Origin of the sequence: Fulvimarina thalattae (genome assembly GCF_040239565.1) — a bacterium.
GTDB lineage: Bacteria > Pseudomonadota > Alphaproteobacteria > Rhizobiales > Rhizobiaceae > Fulvimarina.
In genome coordinates this window covers 1-21,269 of record NZ_JBEHWS010000009.1, presented here as the reverse complement: position 1 = coordinate 21,269, position 21,269 = coordinate 1, and the positions used below count along the sequence as shown (strand labels likewise).

22 protein-coding genes are annotated in these 21,269 nt (G+C 61.1%); 14 read left to right on the top strand and 8 right to left on the bottom strand.

Annotated features, from left to right (window positions below; translation table 11 throughout):
* Positions 1–5 precede the first annotated feature (5 nt).
* Genes ABRA89_RS12665 through ABRA89_RS12655 form a run of 3 tightly spaced genes read right to left on the bottom strand, consistent with a single transcriptional unit; the run spans position 6 to position 1,861 of the window.
* Positions 6–344: a phosphoribosyl-ATP diphosphatase gene (locus ABRA89_RS12665; protein ID WP_349941855.1), complete on the bottom strand. Its 339-nt coding sequence runs from the start codon at positions 342–344 to the stop codon at positions 6–8.
* A gap of 27 nt (positions 345–371) precedes the next feature.
* Positions 372–1,175 carry an imidazole glycerol phosphate synthase subunit HisF gene (gene hisF, locus ABRA89_RS12660; RefSeq protein ID WP_349941854.1) on the bottom strand — a complete coding sequence of 268 codons (804 nt, stop codon included), beginning with the start codon at positions 1,173–1,175 and terminating at the stop codon, positions 372–374.
* 38 nt (positions 1,176–1,213) lie between these two features.
* Entirely contained in the window at positions 1,214–1,861 is a 648-nt protein-coding gene (locus ABRA89_RS12655) for a Uma2 family endonuclease (protein ID WP_349941853.1), read from the bottom strand.
* Between ABRA89_RS12655 and ABRA89_RS12650 the strand changes: the two genes are divergently transcribed.
* Positions 1,846–2,694 (top strand): alpha/beta fold hydrolase, encoded by an 849-nt coding sequence (locus ABRA89_RS12650; protein WP_349941852.1) that lies wholly within the window; start codon positions 1,846–1,848, stop codon positions 2,692–2,694. The two genes, ABRA89_RS12655 and ABRA89_RS12650, sit on opposite strands and share 16 nt — an antisense overlap.
* A 10-nt stretch (positions 2,695–2,704) precedes the next feature.
* On the opposite strand, the gene hisA is transcribed toward ABRA89_RS12650, so the two are convergent.
* The 4 genes from hisA to hisB all read right to left on the bottom strand — a co-directional run bounded on the left by hisA (position 2,705) and on the right by hisB (position 5,367).
* Positions 2,705–3,445: a 1-(5-phosphoribosyl)-5-[(5-phosphoribosylamino)methylideneamino]imidazole-4-carboxamide isomerase gene (hisA, locus tag ABRA89_RS12645; protein ID WP_349941851.1), complete on the bottom strand. Its 741-nt coding sequence runs from the start codon at positions 3,443–3,445 to the stop codon at positions 2,705–2,707.
* A gap of 119 nt (positions 3,446–3,564) precedes the next feature.
* Positions 3,565–4,218 carry an imidazole glycerol phosphate synthase subunit HisH gene (gene hisH / locus ABRA89_RS12640; protein WP_349941850.1) on the bottom strand — a complete coding sequence of 218 codons (654 nt, stop codon included), beginning with the start codon at positions 4,216–4,218 and terminating at the stop codon, positions 3,565–3,567.
* Positions 4,219–4,262: 44 nt separating this feature from the next.
* The gene (locus tag ABRA89_RS12635; protein ID WP_349941849.1) at positions 4,263–4,721 is read right to left on the bottom strand and encodes a DUF2628 domain-containing protein; all 459 of its coding nucleotides are present in this window, start codon (positions 4,719–4,721) and stop codon (positions 4,263–4,265) included.
* Between the two features lie 37 nt (positions 4,722–4,758).
* Entirely contained in the window at positions 4,759–5,367 is a 609-nt protein-coding gene (gene hisB, locus ABRA89_RS12630; RefSeq protein WP_349941848.1) for an imidazoleglycerol-phosphate dehydratase HisB, read from the bottom strand.
* Between the two features lie 165 nt (positions 5,368–5,532).
* Here hisB and zapE point away from each other — a divergent pair, with 165 nt between their 5' ends.
* On the top strand, positions 5,533–6,714 hold the full coding sequence (gene zapE, locus ABRA89_RS12625; RefSeq protein WP_463671295.1) for a cell division protein ZapE: 1,182 nt from the start codon (positions 5,533–5,535) through the stop codon (positions 6,712–6,714).
* Here zapE and ABRA89_RS12620 read toward each other — a convergent pair.
* Positions 6,696–7,853, bottom strand: coding sequence for a GGDEF domain-containing protein (locus ABRA89_RS12620; protein ID WP_349941846.1), 1,158 nt, complete (start codon positions 7,851–7,853; stop codon positions 6,696–6,698). The two genes, zapE and ABRA89_RS12620, sit on opposite strands and share 19 nt — an antisense overlap.
* 646 nt (positions 7,854–8,499) lie before the next feature.
* On the opposite strand from ABRA89_RS12620, the gene mdh reads away from it, so the two are divergent.
* From mdh to ABRA89_RS12560, 12 genes are all read left to right on the top strand, one after another.
* Complete coding sequence (gene mdh, locus ABRA89_RS12615; RefSeq protein ID WP_349941845.1) at positions 8,500–9,462, top strand: malate dehydrogenase; 963 nt, start codon at positions 8,500–8,502, stop codon at positions 9,460–9,462.
* A 79-nt stretch (positions 9,463–9,541) separates the two neighbouring features.
* The gene (gene sucC / locus ABRA89_RS12610) at positions 9,542–10,732 is read left to right on the top strand and encodes an ADP-forming succinate--CoA ligase subunit beta (RefSeq protein WP_349941844.1); all 1,191 of its coding nucleotides are present in this window, start codon (positions 9,542–9,544) and stop codon (positions 10,730–10,732) included.
* Positions 10,733–10,737: 5 nt separating this feature from the next.
* The gene (locus ABRA89_RS12605) at positions 10,738–10,935 is read left to right on the top strand and encodes a hypothetical protein (RefSeq protein ID WP_349941843.1); all 198 of its coding nucleotides are present in this window, start codon (positions 10,738–10,740) and stop codon (positions 10,933–10,935) included.
* 77 nt (positions 10,936–11,012) lie between these two features.
* Positions 11,013–11,633, top strand: coding sequence for a hypothetical protein (locus ABRA89_RS12600; RefSeq protein ID WP_349941842.1), 621 nt, complete (start codon positions 11,013–11,015; stop codon positions 11,631–11,633).
* Between the two features lie 583 nt (positions 11,634–12,216).
* Positions 12,217–12,474: a ribbon-helix-helix protein, CopG family gene (locus ABRA89_RS12595; RefSeq protein ID WP_349941841.1), complete on the top strand. Its 258-nt coding sequence runs from the start codon at positions 12,217–12,219 to the stop codon at positions 12,472–12,474.
* Complete coding sequence (locus ABRA89_RS12590; RefSeq protein ID WP_349941840.1) at positions 12,458–12,877, top strand: PIN domain-containing protein; 420 nt, start codon at positions 12,458–12,460, stop codon at positions 12,875–12,877. Before ABRA89_RS12595 ends, ABRA89_RS12590 begins: the two co-directional genes overlap by 17 nt.
* A 45-nt stretch (positions 12,878–12,922) precedes the next feature.
* Positions 12,923–13,843 carry a succinate--CoA ligase subunit alpha gene (gene sucD, locus ABRA89_RS12585; protein ID WP_349941839.1) on the top strand — a complete coding sequence of 307 codons (921 nt, stop codon included), beginning with the start codon at positions 12,923–12,925 and terminating at the stop codon, positions 13,841–13,843.
* Positions 13,844–14,078: 235 nt separating this feature from the next.
* Positions 14,079–17,066, top strand: coding sequence for a 2-oxoglutarate dehydrogenase E1 component (locus ABRA89_RS12580; RefSeq protein WP_349941838.1), 2,988 nt, complete (start codon positions 14,079–14,081; stop codon positions 17,064–17,066).
* Positions 17,067–17,117: 51 nt separating this feature from the next.
* Positions 17,118–18,749, top strand: coding sequence for a 2-oxoglutarate dehydrogenase complex dihydrolipoyllysine-residue succinyltransferase (gene odhB / locus ABRA89_RS12575; protein WP_349941837.1), 1,632 nt, complete (start codon positions 17,118–17,120; stop codon positions 18,747–18,749).
* Positions 18,749–19,162: a hypothetical protein gene (locus tag ABRA89_RS12570; RefSeq protein WP_349941836.1), complete on the top strand. Its 414-nt coding sequence runs from the start codon at positions 18,749–18,751 to the stop codon at positions 19,160–19,162. Before odhB ends, ABRA89_RS12570 begins: the two co-directional genes overlap by 1 nt.
* Positions 19,163–19,461: 299 nt before the next feature.
* Complete coding sequence (locus ABRA89_RS12565; protein WP_349941835.1) at positions 19,462–20,220, top strand: SDR family oxidoreductase; 759 nt, start codon at positions 19,462–19,464, stop codon at positions 20,218–20,220.
* A gap of 128 nt (positions 20,221–20,348) precedes the next feature.
* The gene (locus tag ABRA89_RS12560; protein ID WP_349941834.1) at positions 20,349–21,005 is read left to right on the top strand and encodes a glutathione S-transferase family protein; all 657 of its coding nucleotides are present in this window, start codon (positions 20,349–20,351) and stop codon (positions 21,003–21,005) included.
* The last annotated feature ends 264 nt before the right edge of the window (positions 21,006–21,269 follow it).

Below are 21,269 nucleotides of genomic sequence, written 5' to 3'. Positions count from 1 at the left end.
CTCGCTCACCCGTCGCGTGGTCCGTCGGGCGTCCGCGAGGCCTTCTCTTCAAGCCCGCTTGTCGATGTCCGGCGCCCGAGCTCGGCAAAGATGTCGGAGGCCGGGATATTGCGTAGATTGAGCGCTACCAGGAGATGATAGATGAGATCGGCGCTCTCGGAGACGACGCGTTCGTCGCCCTCCGAAACCAAGGCGATTACCGTCTCGGTCGACTCTTCGCCCAGCTTTTTCGCGACATGGCCGATGCCTTTTTCCTTCAGCTTAGCGGTATAGGATTCACCGGACGAGGCGCTGGCGCGTTCGGCGACGATCTTTTCGAGATCGGAAAGGCTGAATTCTGTCATTGGACTGTCGTTTCCGCGGTCGGCGAATCAGGCGGCATCGAGCGAAATATCGGCCGGATCGAGCCGCATGGGAACCCCGGCCTTGGCCATATGCGCCTTGGCCTCGGTAATCGTGTAGGTGCCGAAATGGAAGATGGAGGCGGCTAGGACCGCAGCCGCGCCGCCTTTGGTGACGCCTTCCACGAGATGATCGAGCGTGCCGACACCGCCCGAAGCGATGACAGGGACGGCCACCGCGTCGCTGATCGCTTTGGTAAGCTCCAGGTCGAAGCCGGCCTTCGTGCCGTCGCGGTCCATCGAGGTCAACAGGATCTCGCCGGCCCCGAGCGAAACGACCTTCCGCGCGAATTCGATCGCGTCGATGCCGGTCTCCCGGCGGCCGCCATGGGTGAAGATTTCCCAGCGCGGCTCGGCACCAGTATCTGTCACGCGCCGTGCATCGATCGCGACCACGATGCACTGATCGCCGAACTTGTCCGCGGCTTCGCCCACGAACTCCGGCCGGTTCACGGCGGCCGTATTGATCGAGACCTTGTCGGCGCCAGCTAGGAGAAGCGTTCGCACGTCCTGTACTGTGCGGACGCCGCCTCCGACGGTCACTGGCATGAAGCATTGCTCGGCAGTGCGGCGAACCACATCGACGATCGTTTCGCGCTCGTCGGAGGAGGCGGTGATGTCGAGAAAGCAGAGTTCGTCAGCACCGGCTGCATCATAGGCGCGTGCCGCTTCCACCGGATCGCCCGCATCGCGGAGGCCTTCGAAATTGACGCCTTTGACGACACGGCCGTCTTTCACGTCGAGGCAGGGAATGATGCGGGCCTTGAGGGTCATGACGAAGCTGCGATCTTTGGAGCGTGATACTCAGGTGCTTATGCGATGCCGCGATAGAGCTCGGCAAGCTTGAGGGTGAGATCGAATCCCGTGAGAGGCAGATCGCTTTCCGCACCTTCAATCATCTTCGGTCGCTGGAATGCGCCGTCTTCGTTCCGCGACCAGAGCCAGACCCGGGGCTCGTCCTGCGAGAGGACGAGATAGTGCCTGAGGCTCTCGATCGCCGTGTACTCTTCTGCCTTCTCGCCGAAATCGATCGCGAGCGAGGAGGGGGAGAGGATTTCGGCGACGAGAAGTGGATGTTCGGTGGCGAGGCTTTTGCCCTCCAAGTCGCGTGTGAGGACCAGAATGTCTGGATAGCGGATGCCGACTGGTGTCCGTACGGCGTAATCCGCTGCGGTCACCACGTAGTCGTCCGTATTCAGAACCGTCCGAAAGACGATCGCGAGATTGAGCATGATCTCAGCGTGCTTTCGGCTGCCGCCTGTCATCATCTCATACACCCGTCCATGCACGAGTTCGCGTTTTCCCTCGCGGCCCTCGTTCCAGCGGAGGAATTCGTCGGCAGTCATGACGGGTTGCGACTGGATGTTCATCAGCTGGCAGTCTACCAGCGTTCCACAGCCGCGCAAATCGCCGCCCGCATCGGCCGAAGGATCGATCTTTTCGTTTGAAACCAGCCTCACAGCAATCGAAGATCATCGAAATCGGCGAAACGCGCTTTGCGCTCGACGATTTCGACCGGGCCGGGCGAGATGAGCCTCCGCTGGTTTTCCTCCACGGCGCCGTGCAGACGCGGCATGTCTGGGATGGGCAGGCGAAGGTGTTTGCAGATGAACGCCGCGTCATCGTGCCGGATCTACGTGGACATGGTGAAACGGCTGGGCCGTTCGAGGAACTGGCGATCGAGGCCCATGCGCGGGACATGATCGCGCTTCTCGACGCACTCGGTATCGAGCGAGCCTTTATCTGTGGCGTCTCGCTTGGCGGAATGGTCGCGCTGTCGATGTCCTCTCTCGCGCCAAGCCGAATTGCGGGGCTGATTCTGGCCGATACCCCGCTCGCACTTTCTCTGACGGGGCCCGTCCGCCGCGCCGTCGAATGGCTGGGCCCGCAACGCATCTTGTGGCCGTTCTTCCGGCTTTTCGGACGGCGGAGAACCGCTCGCCTCGGCCTGACGCTCGCGCGGCTGCTGCTCGGCTGGAAATGGGTCGGCCGGGCGGCCGGCGATCACTTCGTCGACGGGTTCTCGCAGATGCCACCGGAAGCGATCGTTGCGACCTATGCCGCCGTCGTCGCCGCTGATCCGGTGACCGTCGAGATCGCGGATAAGCCCTGCCTCGTCATTCTGGGCAAGCATGAAACGAGCGTCGTCGTCTCTCATGCCGGTGAAATCGCGCGGCGCCTCGGTCGCGCTGAGATCACCTTCGTCGAGGGCGGGCATGTGCCGAACATCGACGCACCGGAGGAGTTCAATCAGGCGGTGAAGCGGTTCCTCGGCCAGGCCGTGTGCGGATAGGGCCCTTCGATCAGTTTTTGCCGGAGAGCACCTGAAGTGCCTCTTTCGGGTCGATCCGCCCGTCATAGAGAGCGCGTCCCGAGATAGCGCCTTCGAGGGCTTTCGCGTCCGGCATCGTCATGCGAACGATGTCGGCCATCGAGGCGAGGCCGCCCGAGGCGATGACGGGGATTGAGACGGCTTCGGCGAGATCGATGGTCGCCGGCCAGTTGATGCCGGCGAGAACGCCGTCGCGGTCGATATCGGTATATATGATGGCGGAGACGCCCGCGTCCTCGAAGCGCTTCGCAAGATCGACGGCGGTGAGTTCGGAGGTTTCCGCCCAGCCTTCGACGGCCACTTTCCCGCCCTTTGCGTCGATGCCGACAGCGACCTGGCCCGGAAAGCGCTTTGCCGCGTCTTTCACGAGCTCTGGATCGCGCACAGCGACCGTGCCGAGGATGACACGCGACAGGCCCTTCGCCAGCCAGCCCTCGATATCCGCCATGGTGCGGATGCCGCCGCCGAGCTGGACTTTCATCTCAGCGCCGACAGCCGCAAGAATGGCGTCGACTGCCTCGCCGTTCACCGAGTCGCCTTTGAAGGCCCCGTTCAGGTCGACGACGTGGAGATGGCTGAAGCCGACATCGCGAAACTCCCGCGCCTGGCCCGCCGGATCGGCATTATAGACGGTCGCCTGATCCATGAGCCCGAGTTTCAGGCGAACGCAGGCACCATCCTTGAGGTCGATGGCGGGAAAAAGGATCGACACGGAAAGAACTCTCCGATTGCTAGATGATCTGGAAGACGGCGAGCAGCACGAGCGTCAGGACGATCGAGACGAGAATGGAGCCGAGGCAGCCCAAGCGATTGGAGAAGAAAACGAACATATCAGGGCGTCCATTCCAGAAAATTCGAGATCAACGTCAGTCCCAGCATCTGGCTTTTCTCTGGGTGGAACTGCGTGCCGACCTTGTTGCCGCTCGCCACCATCGCGGTCACCGGCCCACCATAGGCGGTCGTCGCAACGAGTTCCGCGGCGCGTGCGGCGGCCAGATGGTAGGAGTGGACGAAATAGGCATGCAAGCCGTCCGACCCCGTCTCAATGCCTTCCAGAAGCGGATGCGGTGTCGTGACATCGAGCGTGTTCCAGCCCATCTGCGGGATTTTGAGGCTCGGATCGTTCGGCTCGATCTTCACCACGTCGCCCTCTACCCACCCGAGTCCGGGAGTGATGGCCTTCTCGAGGCCCCGTTCGGCCATCAGCTGCATGCCGACGCAGATACCGAGGAAGGGCCGCGCCTTTTCTTCGACAGCTTCACGAATCGCCTCCACCATGCCGGGCACCGCGTCGAGACCGGCTCGGCAATCGGCATAGGCGCCGACGCCCGGCAGAACGACGCGGTCGGCAGTCCGCACCGCGTCCGGATCGTCCGTCAGAAGAATTCTGGTCTCTGGGGTGATGCCTCTCGCGGCACGCTCGAAGGCTTTCGTCGCCGAGCGCAGATTGCCGGAGCCGTAATCGATTATCGTGACCGTCTGCATCAAGGCACGTCCTGCCTGCGTCGTGGAGTTCCTACCGAAGCGCCTTACGCGGTTCGCGCTGTCCACGGAAGATCCGTCTTGCTCTCGGGCTTAGCATCGAGAGCCTGTGTGTCGGATCTCGCCTCTCCGGTGTTGGATTTGAAATAACGCAACTCGGCTTCGGCCCTCGAATCGGCGTGGATTACGGATGCCATCCGCCAACCTTTTTTCAATCGATCGCTGACGACCAGGTTCCGGCCTTCCAGTCCGACCAACAGCGCAAGACCGGCTTGAGAAATCGAGGACAAAAGCCCAAACCCCTGCCACCACCCGATCATCATGAAGGAGAGATAGAGCGCGAGTACGACGATCCCGCCCAGCCATACTCGGTGCCAGAACAGCCAGAAAAACAGGAAGAAAAAGGCGAGGGGTGCGAAGGCATCTTTCACGAATCGCGCCTCGACCGTTTTCTCCTTTTCGCCAGCGGTCGGCGGTTCGAGCACGACCCAACGCCGGGAACTCATCGCTTATTCCTCCCGGCGGGATCGAGCGATCTCTGCATCACGCCAGCATTCCCTTCGTCGAGGGCACGAGGTCGGCCTGACGCGGATCGATGGAGATCGCTTCGCCAAGAACTCGCGCGACCGCCTTGAAGCAGGTCTCGGCGATGTGGTGTGAATTCTCGCCGTCGAGATTGGTCACGTGGAGCGTCAGTCCGGCGTTTTGCGCGAAGGCCTGAAAGAACTCTCGCACGAGTTCGGTGTCGAACGTGCCGATCTTGGCCCGCGTAAATTCGGCTGAGAAGACGAGGAAGGGCCGGCCGGAGACATCGATCGCTGCGCGCGTGAGGCATTCGTCCATGGCGAGATCGAGCGAGGCGTAGCGGCGAATGCCCTTGCGATCGCCCATCGCCTGGCGGATCGCCTGCCCGAGCGCGATACCCGTGTCCTCGACGCAGTGATGATCGTCGATATGAAGATCACCCTTCGCCTTGATCGTCATGTCGATCAGTGAATGGCGGGCAAGCTGATCGAGCATGTGGTCGAAGAAACCGACGCCGGTCGCGATATCGGATTTGCCCGTGCCATCGAGATCCACACGGACCTCGATTTCCGTTTCCTTGGTCGCCCGCGACACCGTCGCATCGCGCCGTCCAGCGTTGCCAGCCATTCTCGTTCTCTCTCGTTCTGGGCTTTGACCGTTTCCTATCATCACAATCCGCGAAGAGCCAATTGCCACGAAGTGCGGCTTCCGGGCTTTTACTGCACTGCAAACTTGCCTATGCAAATGCGCCGGGAAGAGTGGGCACTGTTCTCGCCAGACACCGGAGCGATGATGGCCAATTCGTCGACCAGACCTGAACGCAAGAGGGCGGGCCCCGTCCGCGCCCAGTTGGAGCGGCTGATCGAGCGGCGTGAGATCGAACCCGATCACGCCCAGAGACTTCTGGCCGATCGGTTGGATCGCCTCGACCATGATCTGTCCAATCGCTCCATCGCGACGAAATCGAGCGCGCTCGGCTGGATGTTCGGCAAGAAGGGCAAGCCCGAGAAGGTGAAGGGCCTTTATGTCTACGGCTCGGTCGGCCGAGGCAAGACGATGCTGATGGACATGTTCTATCGGCAGAGTTCGGTCTCAAAGAAGCGTCGTGTCCACTTCCACGCTTTCATGGGCGATGTTCACGACCGGATCGGCGCGCATCGCGACAAGGTGAAGGAAGGAACCGCTTCCCAGGACGATCCGATGCCGCCGGTCGCCAAGCAGATCGCCGAGGAAAGCCTGCTTCTGTGCTTCGACGAGTTCACCGTCACCGATGTCGCCGATGCCCTGATTCTCTCGCGTTTGTTCGAAGCGCTTTTTCAGGAGGGTGTCGTGTTGGTGGCGACTTCGAACGTCGCGCCGGACGATCTCTATAAGGACGGTCTCAATCGCGGGCTCTTCCTGCCCTTTGTCGACAAGCTGAAGAACCATGTCGAAGTCCTCGCCCTCGACGCCGGCGAGGATTATCGGCTGGCTGCCATCGGCACCGAAGACCTTTACATCACACCGCTGGATGACGAAGCCGAAGCGCGGGTCGATAAGGTCTGGACCTCGCTTCTGTCCGGCGAGAAAGAGCGTGCGGCATCGCTCTCTGTCAAAAGCCGGACGATCGCAGTTCCGCGGGCAGGCAATGGCGCTGCACGGTTCCGCTATGAAGAGCTCCTTCAGAAGCCGCTCGGCGCGCAGGATTTCATCGCGCTCGCCAAGCGATTCCACACGGTGATCCTCGAAGGCGTTCCGGCGCTGACCCGCGCGGAGCGCAACGAAGCCAAGCGCCTGATCAATCTCGTAGACACACTCTACGATGCCGGCCGCCGGCTGGTGATCTCCGCGGAGGTTCCGGCAAAGGAACTCTACTCCGCCCCTTCGGGAACAGAGACGTTTGAATTTGAGCGCACGGTTTCACGTCTCTTCGAAATGCGGAGCGACAGCTACATGTCCTCCGGAGATGCGGTGCCTCAGGACGCCACGGCGTAGCGGGCGGGCTTGGCGCCGGCGGCTTTTGTCTCTCGGACTTCGTTGGGTGTTTGACTGGAGGCATCGTCATGGCCGCGTACGCAATTGCGGCCATCCTCTTTGGCGCGATAGAGAGCGTCGTCCGCCTTGCGGAGCAGCAACTCGTAATCCGTGCCGGTGAGTCCGCCGGCGATGCCGATCGAGGCCGTCACGTCGATCGCCGTCTCACCCTCGGCTGAATCCCAATCGGCGATCGCTCGGCGGGCATTTTCCGCGATCCGATGAGCTTCGAGCAGCGTCGTGTCGTCGAGCAGGACGACGAACTCCTCTCCACCAAAACGCGCGACTGTCGCGTCGGTGCCCGACGCGAGCTTGAGCTTCGCCGCGACCGCCTGAAGGATAAAGTCTCCCGCTGTATGACCGTATCTGTCGTTCACCGCTTTGAAGTGATCGATGTCCACGACCATGAGCGCGAACGGACGTGGTTCGGAGTTCGCTGCAATGGCTTGGAGCGCCATCCTGAAACCCCTGCGATTCGCCACCCTGGTCAGCGGATCGCGCAGAGCCATTCGTGAGAGCTCCGCCTCGCGCCGGATCATTCGCTCTTCGCGCGCCATCAGCGAGCCGAGAAAGAGCGTCGAAACGATACTTGAGCCGCCGAGTCCGAGAATGACTGTCAGCTGAACCAGCGGCGTACTCTCCGTCATCAGAATCGGAGCCGCGTGCCACGATATGCCGAGGCCGAGAATGAGCAGGCTGATACTCTGCACTCTTCCCTTTCGGAAGAAAACGAAGTTCCATGCCAGACCAGCCGCGATGCTCATGCCTAGGGCGATGGTACCCGGAACGACACCGCCTCCGCCAATCGAGATACGGTAGGCAGCGGTGACGCTTCCAGCAATGAGCGCGGTGATCGGACCACCGAAAGCCGAACCGATCCCAACAATCAGGGATCGACTGTCGAGCATGCACTCGTTGCCGAAATTGGTCGGATGCATCGTCGCCAGAAGCGCCGCACAGGCCGTTGCCCCACCAATTAAAACGGCTTGTCCTTTCGAACCGAAAGAACTTCGTCGAATCGCGCCGTATGCGACCGCGAGAATCGCGAGAATGCCGACGCCATTTATGAGCGTCAGTATAAGCTCGAAATTCCAGTGCATACGGTCTCCTGGTGCGGGAGGAGGCGATGTAGGCGGTTTGGTGCGTAATCAAATGATATGAACAAAAACCTTAATGTTTTTCTTTACGAAGCCGTGAAATCCGGGGGTTTTTTGCACAGTTATATACAGAGAATTCAGATTTGGTCGGTCCATGAAAATAACGGAAAGAGATTATATTTTGATCATGGCATTAGTATTTTCATTTCACGCAAAACGATGCGGGCTGCTCGGATGAGGTAGGCTCATGACATAGCGTCAACGATGGGTTGTGCGCTGCGAAATCGGCGAAAGATCGAAAAAATGCGGCCATCGGCGGCAGCCATGGCAATCAGTGCGAGCTATTTTTTCAGAAAGTGCGAAGCGGCGTGATGATCTAACCGTTTGAATAGATCAGGCGGGCGTTTGATGCTGTTGCGCCACACTCCGGCGCGGGCTATCCCAACTCCAGACTCGAACGCAAACTGGCAAGTTTTCCGGCTCGAAAAGCCCAAATTCTCGTCAGGGTGCGGTGCAAGAAACATCGCGGCGCGTTAAGTGGCCGTCACAGGCTGATTGTCATTCCGCTTTTTACGGAAGTTCGGCCGGCAACATATCCGCGCGGGATACGCGTCGAGCGGCCCGTCGCCAGACGAAGAGGACTCATGTCATGGCCCGCAACAAAATCGCATTGATCGGCTCCGGCATGATCGGCGGCACGCTCGCTCACCTTGCGGGTCTCAAGGACCTCGGTGACGTGGTGCTGTTCGATATTGCTGAAGGAACGCCACAGGGTAAAGCACTCGATATCGCCGAATCGGGTCCTGTCGAAGGGTTCGATGGAGCGTTTTCGGGTGCGAACGACTACGCCGCCATCGAGGGTGCGGATGTCTGCATCGTTACGGCCGGCGTGCCGCGCAAGCCTGGCATGAGCCGCGACGACCTTCTCGGCACGAACCTCAAGGTCATGGAACAGGTCGGTGCCGGAATCGCGAAATACGCTCCGAACGCCTTCGTCATCTGCATCACCAACCCGCTCGACGCCATGGTCTGGGCCTTGCAGAAGTTCTCCGGTCTGCCGGCGAACAAGGTGGTCGGCATGGCCGGCGTGCTCGACTCGTCTCGCTTCCGCCACTTCCTTGCGAGCGAGTTCAAGGTTTCGGTCGAGGATGTGACGGCCTTCGTGCTGGGCGGCCACGGCGACACCATGGTTCCGCTTGCGCGGTATTCGACGGTTGGCGGCATTCCGCTGACCGATCTCGTCAAGATGGGCTGGTGCACCAACGAGCGCCTCGAAGAGATCATCCAGCGCACTCGTGACGGCGGTGCGGAGATTGTCGGGCTTTTGAAGAACGGCTCTGCCTATTACGCGCCGGCTGCTTCGGCGATCTCGATGGCCGAGTCCTACATCAAGGACAAGAAGCGTGTCCTGCCCTGTGCCGCCGCGCTCAACGGCGAATATGGCCTCTCGGACATGTATGTGGGCGTTCCCTGCGTCATCGGCGAAGGCGGCATCGAGCGCGTGATCGAGATCGACCTGAATTCCGATGAGAAGGCCCAGTTCGACAAGTCCGTCGACAGCGTTAAGGGCCTGATGGAAGCCTGCCGCGGTATTCAGCCGAGCCTCGGCTGATTTCACTTAATCGGACGGGGCGCGGGCGACCGCAGCCCCGTTTTCTTTTAGAGCCTTCGAGAGGCAAAAAGGGCATCACATGAACATCCACGAATATCAGGCCAAGCAGGTCCTCAAAGGCTTCGGCGCACCGGTGGCCGATGGCGTCGCCATCACGTCGGTCGATGAGGCCGAGGGTGCGGCCAAGCAGCTTCCCGGACCGCTTTATGTGGTGAAGAGCCAGATCCATGCGGGCGGTCGCGGCAAGGGCAAGTTCAAGGAGCTCGGTCCAGACGCCAAGGGCGGCGTGCGGCTGGCGAAGTCGGTTGAGGATGTGGTTTCCAACGCCAAGGACATGCTCGGCAACACGCTCGTCACCAAGCAGACTGGCGAAAGCGGCAAGCAGGTAAATCGTCTCTACATCGAGGACGGCGCGGACATCGACCGCGAACTCTATCTTTCGCTTCTCGTCGACCGGGCCGTGGGCAAGGTCGCTTTCGTCGCCTCCACCGAGGGCGGCATGGACATCGAGACGGTGGCCGAAGAGACCCCGGAGAAGATCGTCAACTTGCCGATCGATCCCGCCGAAGGCGTGACTGAAGCCGATGCCGTCAAGCTCTGCGACGGGCTGAAGCTCGACGGCGCGGCGCGCGAGGACGGGATGAAGCTCTTCCCGATCCTCTACAAGGCTTACATGGAAAAGGACATGAGCCTTCTGGAGATCAATCCGCTGATCGTCATGACCGACGGTCATCTGCGGGTGCTCGACGCGAAGGTCTCCTTCGACGGCAATGCGCTCTTCCGTCATGACGATATCAAGGCGCTGCGCGACGAGACCGAGGAAGACTCCAAGGAGATCGAGGCCTCGAAATACGACCTCGCTTATATTGCGCTCGACGGCGACATCGGCTGCATGGTGAACGGCGCGGGCCTCGCCATGGCGACGATGGACATCATCAAGCTCTACGGCAAGGAGCCCGCCAACTTCCTCGACGTCGGTGGCGGCGCATCGAAGGAAAAGGTCACGGCGGCGTTCAAGATCATCACCGCGGATCCGAACGTGAAGGGCATCCTCGTCAACATCTTCGGCGGCATCATGCGCTGCGACGTGATCGCGGAAGGCGTGGTCGCGGCGGTGAAGGAAGTCGGCCTCAAGGTGCCGCTTGTCGTGCGCCTCGAAGGCACGAATGTCGATCAGGGTAAAGCGATCCTCAACGACTCCGGCCTCGACATCACGTCCGCCGACGATCTTGACGACGCCGCCCAGAAGATCGTCGCCGCCGTCGGTTGATGGGCATGGCTGATATTCTGGCCGCTTGGTTGCCGCTTCTGCTGCTGATCGCCGTGGCGATCTGGCTGATGCGGCGATCACGCCTCGCCATGGATCGCCATGTCGCCGATACGGAAGCGATCAACAATCGCATTCTCGAGGCCAGTCGCGAGACCGTTGAAGAGCTGCGTCACATCCGAAAGATCCTGGAAGAGCGTTCGTAAGGCACCGACGCGTTGATCTAATCCTAGGGTCGGCGTGGAGGAGTGCCCCTGGGAAGACAGTTACGGAGGACAGGCCCATGACCGGAGAACGGGCAAAGGTCGCGGCTTTGAAAATGAGCCGGGCCGCGCTGGCATTCGGCTTTTCGGCCGCGCTGGCGACCGAAGCTCTCGCGGCGGGTGGCACGAAGCTCCCGCTGACGCCTCCCGACGGCGCGCCGAAGTCTCTCGCCGACTATATCGAGATCTGCTCGACGGGAATGACCAACATTCCTTCGGCGGGCAGCCTCGCTCTCGAGCGTGGCTGGAAATCGATGGACCCGAACGGTGGTGGGATGGCCGCCGGGGTGGCCGCGGCGGCCGGGCTGTTTTCCGCCACCAAGGAGGACGGCAGCTTCCTGACGATCAGCCGGGTGCAGTTTCCCCATGTCATTGCCTCGAGCTGCCAGATGGTTCTCACGGCCAAGCCCGACGATCTCGATACCGCCAGGCTTGGTGAGATCGACGGCGTCGAAGGCGGCGGCGGGGTGCTGGGCATGGCCCAGCCGGGCGCAGGCTTCTGGAGCTTCGTCGACGATCATGGTCGCGTGGTGACCATTACGGGGATGCCGGCGGGCGGGAGCGGGCGCTTCGTTCTCAACATGGACCGGGCGGAGTTGACGGAGCTTGGCAAGAAGGCGGGAGCCGAGCCGGCGGGATGAAGCGAGTGGTTGCGATCTGGGTGTTCGAAAGCCGTCAAATGGCTTGGATGCGATCTCTTTAGGCAAGCACTCTCATCGCCGGATCCCTTGCGATGTCGTCCTGTACGACGTCGCCCGAGGTGATACCTCCGGAGGCAGCCAACGCGCCGTCGCGGGTTCCGGCCGAGAATCGGCGCAATTTCGACCTTTTCGAACAGGCAAGAGTGGCGACGCGTGCCTGCCTCGAAAGCGAAATCAACGGCCCCGCCTCGCTTCGTAGCTTCTTGGCCGATGAGCTGAGCCCTCTCGGATACCGCAGGGTCGCGATCGGGCGGTATGACCACTACGTCGGCAATGACCGACGGTTCGACTTGCGAGGCCGTTACACAGGCCTGACCACACGAATCAGAATCGCTCGCATGACGTCCGCCAGGGGCCGAGGCTGCCGGCGGAGGGATCTGCCCGCGGATCTCTTGAAGGGATGCTGAGCGGCGTTCTTTGGCTTGTGTGGATCATCGTGACGCTCCATAACACTTGCTTGAAGTTTGAACACAGGATATGTGATCCACATAATCCGTGTGGAAGCTGATCGGCTCGAACGGCCATGCCCAAGAACATCACCCTCGCTATTGACGAGGATCTCCTCGACAAGGTGCGCGTCCTCGCTGCGATGAAGCGGACGAGCGTGAACGAGATGGTGCGTTCCCATTTGCAGCGACTGGTCGAAGACGCGAAACAGCATGACGAAGCCCGCGAAGAGCTGTTGAGGCTCATCGACGATTCGGATGCCGATATGGGCAGCTGGCGCCCCAATCGGGACGAGCCCTGTTCCGGGGAGTCACAGTTTGATCGCGGACGCTGATGTCTTTCTCGACAGCCCCATCCTTATCTATGCCGCACAGGGGCGCCATGCCGCGCCCGAAAAGCGTGAGGCGGCACGGCGGATCATTCTGTCGGAAGACTATTGCACGTCAGCTCAGGTGCTCGCGGAATTCTACTCCGCCGTCACCACCAATGGGGATCGACCGCTCGGCCCGGACAAGGCTCTCCAGTGGGTGCGCGCGATCGCCAAGAAGCCGTGCCAGCCGCTCGATGAACGTCTGGTGTTTGCCGGCATCGAAATCTGCCAGCGCTACCAGCTCTCCTCGAGGAACGGCGCCATCATCGCCGCCGCCGAGCGCCTCGGCGCGAAAACGCTCTACACCGAAGAACTCAGCCATGGTCAGTCCTACGGGGCCGTGACCGCCATCAATCCGTTTCTGTAACGCCCTTCTCCCGTAGTGGGGTGACCTTCAAGGAGTAACAACGCCATGTCCATTTTGGTCGACAAGAACACCAAGGTCATCGTGCAGGGTCTGACCGGCAAGACCGGCACGTTCCACACAGAACAGGCGCTCGCCTATTACGGCACCAAGATGGTTGCCGGCATTCATCCCAAAAAGGGCGGTGAGACCTGGACAGCCGGAGAGGGCGCGAAGGACGCGGTCGGAACCGAGCTGCCGATCTTCACCTCGGTTGCCGAGGCCAAGGAACAGACCGGTGCGAGCGCCTCGGTGATTTACGTGCCGCCAGCAGGCGCGGCCGCTGCGATCGAAGAGGCGATCGACGCCGGTATCGATCTGATCACCTGCATCACCGAAGGCATTCCGGTGTCCGATATGGTCAAGGTGAAGGCTAAGCTCGCGAAGTCGAAGTCGCGCCTGATCGGTCCGAACTGCCCCGGCGTGCTGACGCCCGAGGAATGCAAGATCGGCATCATGCCGGGCAACATCTTCTCGAAGGGTTCGGTTGGCGTCGTGTCGCGTTCCGGCACTCTTACCTATGAAGCGGTGTTCCAGACGACGAACGAAGGCCTTGGGCAGACGACCGCGGTCGGCATCGGCGGCGATCCGGTGAAGGGCACCGAATTCATCGACGTCCTTGAGATGTTCCTCGCCGACGACGCGACCGAATCGATCATCATGATCGGTGAAATCGGCGGCTCGGCCGAGGAGGAAGCCGCGCAGTTCCTCGCCGACGAAGCGAAAAAGGGCCGCGCCAAGCCGACTGTCGGCTTCATCGCCGGCCGCACCGCGCCGAAGGGCCGGACAATGGGCCATGCGGGCGCGGTCGTTTCCGGCGGCAAGGGCGGTGCCGAAGACAAGATCGAGGCCATGGAAAAGGCTGGCATCCGTGTCTCGCCATCTCCGGCGCAGCTCGGATCGAGCCTGGTTGAGTTCCTTAAAGGCTGACCTGCATCCGGTTTCGGCGAAGATGATGGGTTTACTCCGCCAAACCTGCATTGCCGAGGCGTGTTTCTGTCCCCATCTGGCTCGCAGACGCGCTTTACGGCAGGGTCAAATTGGAACAAGCTGGCGCGGCAGACGCTAAACCGCCGTCAGCGGTTCATTTCAGGACGGGCGATACGCCGCCCGCCTTTCAACGCAGCGAGGAGGCGGGGCCCCGTAACCCCCGCGGATAGACGCCATGGCACGCAATGATGACGCCAACGAAGTGTTTGCAGAAACTTCGTTTCTTTACGGCGGCAACGCGGACTATATCGAGGAGCTCTACGCGGCCTATGAGGACGATCCGTCTTCGGTGGATGCAGAATGGGCGAACTTTTTCCAGGGTCTGAAGGACGAGAAGACGATCGTCCAGAAGAATGCCTCCGGCCCCTCCTGGACGCGGCCGAACTGGCCGATCGCGGCGAATGGTGAGCTTGTCGCGGCGCTTGACGGCGATTGGGGCGATGTCGACAAGCGGATCGATACAAAGGTCCGCAAGGAAGCCCAGAAGCAGGGCGTCGAGATGAGCGAGGAGGCGGCCAACCGGGCGCGCCAGGATTCGATCTCCGCCCTCATGCTGATCCGGGCATACCGCGTCCGCGGCCATCTTCATGCCGATCTCGATCCTCTCGGCATCGCGAACCAGCCGGACGACGATTATAACGAGCTCTCGCCGAAGACCTACGGATTCACCGAAGCCGATTACGACCGCAAGATCTTCATCGACAATGTCCTCGGCATGAAGTTCGCGACCATCCGCGAAATGCTGGATGTCCTGAAGCGCACCTATTGTTCGACCCTCGGCGTCGAGTTTATGCATATCTCCAATCCGGCCGAAAAGGGCTGGTTGCAGGAGCGCATCGAAGGACCTGACAAGGGCGTCGCCTTCACCAAGGAAGGCAAGCGCGCGATCCTCAACAAGCTGATCGAGGCGGACGGCTTCGAGAGGTTCCTGGACGTCAAATACAAGGGCACCAAGCGTTTCGGCCTCGACGGTGGCGAAGCGCTTATCCCGGCGCTGGAACAGATCATCAAGCGCGGCGGTCAGCTTGGCCTGAGGGAAATCGTTCTTGGCATGGCCCATCGCGGGCGCCTGAATGTTCTCAGTCAGGTGATGGCGAAGCCCCATCGGGCGATCTTCCACGAGTTCAAGGGCGGTTCGTTCAAGCCCGAAGACGTCGAAGGCTCAGGCGACGTGAAGTACCATCTGGGTACGTCATCTGACCGCACCTTCGACGAGAACAATGTCCACCTTTCGCTCACCGCGAACCCGTCCCACCTCGAAATCGTCGATCCGGTGGTGATGGGCAAAGTGCGCGCGAAGCAGGATCAGATCGCGGGTTCGACGCGCACGGATACCGTGCCGCTCGATCAGCGCGCCAAGGTGCTGCCGCTGCTTCTTCATGGCGACGCGGCCTTTGCGGGCCAGGGCGTCGTGCCGGAGTGCTTCAACCTTTCGGCGCTACGCGGCCATCGCGTGGCCGGTTCGCTGCATTTCATCATCAACAACCAGATCGGCTTCACGACCAATCCGCGCTTCTCGCGCTCTTCGCCCTATCCGTCCGACGTCGCGAAGATGGTCGAAGCGCCGATTTTCCACGTGAACGGCGACGATCCGGAAGCTGTCGTCTACGCAGCAAAGGTGGCGACCGAATTCCGGATGAAGTTCCACAAGCCGGTCGTCATCGACATGTTCTGCTATCGGCGGCACGGCCATAACGAGGGCGACGAGCCGGCGTTCACCCAGCCAAAGATGTACAAGGTCATCCGGAATCATCCGACGACCTTGGAAATCTATTCCAAGAAACTGGTGGAGGAGGGGCTTCTCTCCCAGCAGGACGTCGACGATCGGATCGCAACCTTCCGCAAGTCACTGGACGACGATTTCGAGGCGAGCCAATCCTACAAGCCGAACAAGGCTGACTGGCTGGATGGTGCCTGGTCCGGCCTGAAGCGGGCCGAAGAGGACGACGAACCGCGTCGCGGTGCGACCGGCGTACCGCTCAAGACCCTTCAAGACATCGGCAACAAGCTTTGCAGCGTGCCGGACGACTTCAACGTTCACCGAACCATCAAGCGCTTTCTCGACAATCGCTCGAAGATGATCGAGAGCGGTGAGAATATCGACTGGGCGACCGGTGAAGCACTCGCCTTCGGCTCGCTGGTCGCCGAAGGCCATCCGGTGCGCCTGTCCGGCCAGGACTCGGAGCGCGGCACGTTCTCGCAACGTCATTCGGTGCTCTATGATCAGGAGACCGAAGAGCGCTTCATCCCGCTCGGCCACGTCTCCGAAGGCCAGGCGATCTACGAGGTCGTCAACTCGATGCTCTCGGAAGAGGCGGTGCTCGGCTTCGAATACGGCTACTCGCTTTCGGAGCCTAACGCGCTGACTCTCTGGGAAGCCCAGTTCGGCGACTTCGCCAACGGCGCACAGGTCGTGATCGACCAGTTCATCTCCTCTGGCGAGCGCAAGTGGCTCCGTATGTCCGGCCTCACCCTCCTTCTGCCGCACGGCTATGAAGGGCAGGGCCCGGAGCACTCCTCCGCGCGCCTCGAACGCTTCCTGCAGCTCTGCGCCGAAGACAACATGCAGGTCGCCAACTGCACGACGCCTTCGAACTACTTCCACATCCTCAGGCGCCAGCTGAAGCGGGACTTCCGCAAACCGCTCATCCTGATGACGCCGAAGTCGCTGCTCCGCCACAAGCGGGCGGTCTCGCGGCTGGAGGAGATGGCTGGCGATACCAGTTTCCACCGCCTTCTTTGGGACGATGCGGAACGCGTCGATGGCTCCGAGACCACGCTCGTGCCGGACGACCAGATGCGCCGCGTCGTGATGTGCTCGGGCAAGGTCTATTACGATCTTTACGAGGATCGCGAGAAGCGCGGCGTCAACGACGTCTACCTTCTGCGCCTCGAACAGCTTTATCCGTTCCCGGCCAAGGCCCTTATCAAAGAGCTGTCGCGCTTCAAGCAGGCCGAGATGGTCTGGTGCCAGGAAGAACCCAAGAATATGGGCGCCTGGTCCTTTATCGATCCCTATCTCGAATGGGTTCTCGACCATATCGGCGTGGACAACACCCGAGTGCGGTATGCGGGACGCGCGGCGGCCGCATCGCCGGCGGCCGGAACCATGTCGACCCATCTTAAGCAGCTCGAAGCTTTCCTTGAGGAGGCGCTGGGTTAATCTCAGCACTCGTCACCCTTCGACCGAATCAGGACGCCGAAAGAAAAATCCATGAGCACCGAGATCAAAGTTCCGACCCTTGGCGAGTCCGTGTCGGAAGCCACCATCGGCACGTGGTTCAAGCAGGTTGGGGACCACGTCGAACTGGACGAGGCGCTGGCCGAACTGGAAACCGACAAGGTGACCGTCGAGGTGCCTGCGCCTGCAGCCGGCGTGTTGCAGGAGATCGTCGCCAAACAGGGTGAGACGGTCGAGGTCGGCGCGCTCATCGGAACGATCGGCGAGGGCGAAGGATCGGGTGCTGGCTCGTCCGACGATGCCACCGAGGAACCCTCTGACGATGCCAAACAGGAAGCGGCCTCGGACAATTCGGGCGGCTACGGTGCCGAAAGCGAATCCGACCAGCAGCAGTCGAGCGGCGGAGGTGGCTCCGGTGGTTCACTGACCGACGTCAACGTCCCGTCTGCCGGTGAGTCGGTCACCGAAGCAACCGTCGGCACGATTTTCAAGAAGGTCGGCGACAGCGTTTCGATGGACGAGGCGCTCCTCGAACTGGAGACCGACAAGGCAGCACAGGAAGTGCCGTCGCCCGTTGCCGGCGTGATCCGTGAACTCGCCGTCTCCGAAGGCGACGAAGTTAAGGTCGGTGCGCTTCTGATGAAGATCGAGGAAGGCGCATCCGGCGGCGACTCCTCGGGCGATGCCGTTGCCAATCGTGCGCCGGAAGCAGCCGAACACGATAAGGAGGCGCCGACGACCGCGCGTTCCGAGAACAAGGCCGAGGAATCGAGCCGTCCACCTGCCCCTTCGGCTCGCAAACTGATGGAAGAAAAGAACGTCTCCGCCGATCAGGTGAAGGGCTCGGGCCGGGACGGCCAGATCCTGAAGGGCGACGTTCTGGAGGCCGTCTCCAAGGGGGCGCCGTCAAGCACGCAGGAGAAACCGGCCGCGCCGAAGCGGTCCGAGCCGTCGAAGGACGATGCTCCGCGCGAAGAACGCGTGAAGATGACGCGCCTGCGCCAGACCATCGCCAAGCGCCTGAAGAGCGCCCAGGACACCGCCGCGATGCTGACCACCTTCAACGAGGTGGACATGACCGCGACCATGGAGATGCGCAAGAAGTACAAGGAGCTTTTCGAGAAGAAGCACGGCATCAAGCTCGGCTTCATGGGCTTCTTCACCAAGGCGATCTGCCATGCGCTGAAGGAGATCCCGGCGGTGAACGCCGAGATCGACGGCAGCGACATCGTATACAAGAACTTCTGCCACATCGGCATGGCCGTCGGCACCGACAAGGGCCTCGTCGTCCCGGTCATCCGCGATGCGGACCAGATGACGATCGCCGAGGTCGAGAAGGAACTCGGCCGCCTCGCCAAGGCGGCGCGTGACGGCAAGCTCGGCGTTTCGGATATGCAGGGCGGCACGTTCACGATCACCAATGGCGGCGTCTACGGCTCGCTGATGTCGACCCCGATCCTTAACGCGCCGCAGTCCGGCATCCTTGGCATGCACAAAATCCAAGAACGCCCGATGGCGATCGGCGGCGAGGTGAAAATCCGCCCGATGATGTATCTGGCGCTCTCCTATGATCACCGGATCGTCGACGGCAAGGAAGCCGTGACATTCCTCGTGCGCGTGAAGGAGAGCCTCGAAGACCCCGAGCGTCTGATCCTCGATCTGTGATGTCAGACAAGCTCCTCCTGTCTTCCATCGCCGGCTTCGCGGCGATGGCCGGGCTCCTTTCGCTCGCGTCGGCGAGTCTTGCCGACACGAAGCCCGATACCGCTTCGCTGGAAGTCGGCCGTTATGTCATGATCGCGCGCGAATATGACAGTGAGACCGACAGCTTCTCCGTAGGACCTCCTCCCGGCGAGAGAGAAGCCTGCTTTCAAGTCGAAGGATTGACCGCCGAAGGCGTGAAGCTTCGGCATATCTCTGGTCGGTTCAAACCATGGTGGTCGGACGAAACCTACGCTCCGGGCACCTATCACGATACGTGGTTCAGTTCCGAAGCCTATCGGGAGAATCACCCGAATGCCGACTCTCTTACTGAACTGAGGTTCTCGTTGAAGAACGTCGACTCCTGCCCGCGTTGAGAAGGCCGGCTATCGGTTCCAGAGTCCGTCGTCTCGCCCAAGAAAACGTCGCCAAGCGTTCATCTTCCAGCACCGCCCAAAATCCGCGGCGAACGTCCTGAAACAACTTCTCGTTTGAAGCTCTGCATCCGCAACAACTGGTGTCGAAGCTCGCCCAGCCAATGTTGCGGACGCACGGCGTTCTCGAAAATGCCGAATTGCGAGGGCTTAGAACGCAAGGACGGGCTCGGTCGACGGCAAATGCGCGTCATATCGGGCTCCAAGCCAATTGCTTCAGCTTAAAGCCAAGGTAGCACCGGATGTCCAATACCTCTTCGAAACTTCTCCTCGTCACTGGCGGCTCGCGCGGTATCGGCGCGGCAGTCGCAAAGCTCGCGGCTCAGGCGGGTTGGACCGTGGCCCTGACCTACCGCGCGGCGAAGGACGAAGCGATGGGCGTCGTTGCGTCGATCGAAGAAGAGGGTGGCTCTGCGAGCGCTCATCAATGCGACACCGCCGAAAGAGCTTCGATCCGCGCCATGTTTGAAGATATCGACAAGCTTGGCATTCCGCTGCGTGGCCTCGCCAACAATGCAGGGATGGTCAATCTCGCAAAGCCCTTCATGGACAAGGATGCCGAAGAGATCGAGCGGCTCTATGCGGTGAATACGCTCGGCGCCACGCTCGTTATCCACGCGGCTGCAAAACGCATGGCGAAAAGCCGGGGCGGTAACGGCGGAGCGATCGTCACGACCTCGTCGCTCGCGAGCCGGTTGGGCGGTGCGGGCTCCAGCGTCGAATATGGCGCGTCGAAAGCGGCGATGGATTGTCTCACCTTCGGCCTTGGTCGCGAACTCGCCGGTGACGGCATCCGGGTCAACGCGGTGCGTCCTGGCATCATCGATACGGAGATTCACACCGATATCGGCATGCCCGACCGGGCGAAGAAATTAGCCGATGAACTCCCCATGGGCCGCGCCGGAACGCCCGAGGAAGTGGCCCGCACCATCCTATTCCTGCTGTCCGACGACGCGTCCTATGTCAGCAATGCGATCCTCGATGTGGGCGGCGGGCGCTGACGTTGGACGGCTTGCCGATTGAGACTGAGTAAGGTGTCGTCGGTCTTTGCCGAGCGCCTGACCTTCTGATTCGCGTATGGTCCCGTATTCAATCACCTTTCTCCGGATGACGACGAAGCAGTGAGGCTATGCAGGTAAAACCGAAGCTCTTCGGAGCATCCTATAGCGTATACGTTCGGATCGTTCGGCTTGCACTGCTGGAGAAGGCAGTTCCATACGACCTCATCCCGGTCGATGTTTTCGCATCGGGTGGTCCGTCGGCAGATCACTTCGAACGCCACCCTTTTGGCCGTATCCCGGCCTTCGAGCATTCTGGGCTGAGGCTCTACGAAACCGGTGCTATTACGCGCTACGTGGACGAGGCTTTTGACGGGCCGGCTCTCCAGCCGGTCGAGCCGGTAGATCGGGCTCGCTGTAACCAGATCATCAGCATAGCCGACAACTACTGCTACCCACATCTTGTTTGGGGCATTTACGTCGAGTTGGTCTCAAAGGTGAGACAGGGCGAGGCCTCAGACGCATTGCGGGTTAAATCGGCCATCGCGGGTGCGCGGACATGCTTGCATGCAATGGAAGATCTGATCGGTGATAATCGATGGCTCTCTGGTGCTTCGGTTAGCCTCGCGGACCTTTATGCGGCACCGATGTTGGATTACTTTATGCAGGCGTCGGAAGGACGGGAGTTGCTTCTTGAGTGTCCGCGATTGTCAGCATGGTGGCCGCGGATGACGGAACGCCGATCAATGCAGCTCACCGCACCCGAATCAACATCCTCTTCTCCTTAGTGCTGCCTCGGAAATTGCCCCTCTAGCGCTGGCTGACCATGCTGATGAACGGGCTCCAATTCGCCCCTGATCTCTTCCGCCGTCCGACAGTTGCACGTCCTGCACCGCCGGTGCTGCTCAATAGATTGGGACGTTCCATAGCTGGACACCTCCGGAAACCCGATGATTTCCGTTTGGTAGGCGGATTTGGTTCCCTCTTGCCCCAATCGGCTGTTCTCTGATGCCAATTCCGGGCCGAACGGCGTGCTCTACCGCCGTTTCTGG

Excerpts from the sequence above, each read along its gene's own strand:
- ABRA89_RS12600 (WP_349941842.1), top strand. The coding sequence starts at position 11,013 with ATGACCGGAGAACGGGCAAAGGTCGCGGCTTTGAAAATGAGCCGGGCC.
- ABRA89_RS12635 (WP_349941849.1), bottom strand. The coding sequence starts at position 4,721 with ATGAGTTCCCGGCGTTGGGTCGTGCTCGAACCGCCGACCGCTGGCGAA.
- ABRA89_RS12665 (WP_349941855.1), bottom strand. The coding sequence starts at position 344 with ATGACAGAATTCAGCCTTTCCGATCTCGAAAAGATCGTCGCCGAACGC.
- hisF (WP_349941854.1), bottom strand. The coding sequence starts at position 1,175 with ATGACCCTCAAGGCCCGCATCATTCCCTGCCTCGACGTGAAAGACGGC.
- sucD (WP_349941839.1), top strand. The coding sequence starts at position 12,923 with ATGTCCATTTTGGTCGACAAGAACACCAAGGTCATCGTGCAGGGTCTG.
- ABRA89_RS12570 (WP_349941836.1), top strand. The coding sequence starts at position 18,749 with ATGTCAGACAAGCTCCTCCTGTCTTCCATCGCCGGCTTCGCGGCGATG.
- hisH (WP_349941850.1), bottom strand. The coding sequence starts at position 4,218 with ATGCAGACGGTCACGATAATCGATTACGGCTCCGGCAATCTGCGCTCG.
- sucC (WP_349941844.1), top strand. The coding sequence starts at position 9,542 with ATGAACATCCACGAATATCAGGCCAAGCAGGTCCTCAAAGGCTTCGGC.
- ABRA89_RS12565 (WP_349941835.1), top strand. The coding sequence starts at position 19,462 with ATGTCCAATACCTCTTCGAAACTTCTCCTCGTCACTGGCGGCTCGCGC.
- zapE (WP_463671295.1), top strand. The coding sequence starts at position 5,533 with ATGGCCAATTCGTCGACCAGACCTGAACGCAAGAGGGCGGGCCCCGTC.
- ABRA89_RS12560 (WP_349941834.1), top strand. The coding sequence starts at position 20,349 with ATGCAGGTAAAACCGAAGCTCTTCGGAGCATCCTATAGCGTATACGTT.
- hisB (WP_349941848.1), bottom strand. The coding sequence starts at position 5,367 with ATGGCTGGCAACGCTGGACGGCGCGATGCGACGGTGTCGCGGGCGACC.
- mdh (WP_349941845.1), top strand. The coding sequence starts at position 8,500 with ATGGCCCGCAACAAAATCGCATTGATCGGCTCCGGCATGATCGGCGGC.
- ABRA89_RS12595 (WP_349941841.1), top strand. The coding sequence starts at position 12,217 with ATGCCCAAGAACATCACCCTCGCTATTGACGAGGATCTCCTCGACAAG.
- ABRA89_RS12580 (WP_349941838.1), top strand. The coding sequence starts at position 14,079 with ATGGCACGCAATGATGACGCCAACGAAGTGTTTGCAGAAACTTCGTTT.
- ABRA89_RS12620 (WP_349941846.1), bottom strand. The coding sequence starts at position 7,853 with ATGCACTGGAATTTCGAGCTTATACTGACGCTCATAAATGGCGTCGGC.
- odhB (WP_349941837.1), top strand. The coding sequence starts at position 17,118 with ATGAGCACCGAGATCAAAGTTCCGACCCTTGGCGAGTCCGTGTCGGAA.
- ABRA89_RS12605 (WP_349941843.1), top strand. The coding sequence starts at position 10,738 with ATGGCTGATATTCTGGCCGCTTGGTTGCCGCTTCTGCTGCTGATCGCC.